Raw genomic sequence first — 1,001 nt, forward strand, 5'->3', positions numbered from 1 at the left:
ATGGGTTCGAACATGCAGCGTCAGTCGGTGCCTTTGCTCAAGAGCGAGGCTCCGCTGGTCGGCACCGGCATGGAGTACCGCGCCGCGACCGACGCCGGTGATGTCATCACCGCCGAGAAGGCCGGTGTGGTGGAGGAGGTCTCCGCCGACTACATCACCGTGATGAACGACGACGGCACGCGGACGACGTACCGGGTCGCGAAGTTCAAGCGGTCGAACCAGGGCACCTGCTTCAACCAGAAGCCGATCGTGGCCGAGGGCGACCGGGTCGAGCAGGGTCAGGTCGTGGCCGACGGTCCGTGCACCGACAACGGTGAGATGGCGCTGGGCAAGAACCTGCTGGTGGCGTTCATGCCGTGGGAGGGCCACAACTACGAGGACGCGATCATCCTGTCCCAGCGCCTGGTGCAGGACGACGTGCTGTCGTCGATTCACATCGAGGAGCACGAGGTCGACGCCCGCGACACCAAGCTGGGCCCCGAGGAGATCACCCGGGACATCCCGAACGCCTCCGAGGACGCCCTGGCCGACCTCGACGAGCGCGGCATCATCCGGATCGGCGCCGAAGTGGTCACCGGTGACATCCTGGTGGGCAAGGTCACTCCCAAGGGTGAGACGGAGCTGACGCCGGAGGAGCGGCTGCTGCGCGCGATCTTCGGTGAGAAGGCGCGTGAGGTGCGTGACACCTCGCTGAAGGTGCCGCACGGCGAGTCCGGCAAGGTCATCGGGGTGCGGGTGTTCAGCCGTGAGGAGGGCGACGAGCTTCCTCCCGGTGTCAACGAGCTGGTGCGCGTGTACGTGGCGCAGAAGCGCAAGATCACCGATGGTGACAAGCTGGCCGGCCGTCACGGCAACAAGGGCGTCATCTCCAAGATCCTGCCGGTGGAGGACATGCCGTTCCTCGAGGACGGCACGCCGGTCGACATCGTCCTCAACCCGCTGGGCGTGCCCGGCCGTATGAACGTCGGCCAGGTGCTGGAGACCCATCTCGGGTGGATCGC

The 1,001-nt window shown here is 66.5% G+C and carries 1 pseudogene; it reads left to right on the plus strand.

From position 1 onward, the window contains the following. Positions 1 to 1,001 (plus strand): annotated as a pseudogene (locus tag FLW16_RS42900) (DNA-directed RNA polymerase subunit beta); the annotation flags it as partial.

Origin of the sequence: Microbispora sp. KK1-11, assembly GCF_006874435.1 — a bacterium.
Taxonomy (GTDB): Bacteria; Actinomycetota; Actinomycetes; order Streptosporangiales; family Streptosporangiaceae; genus Microbispora; species Microbispora catharanthi.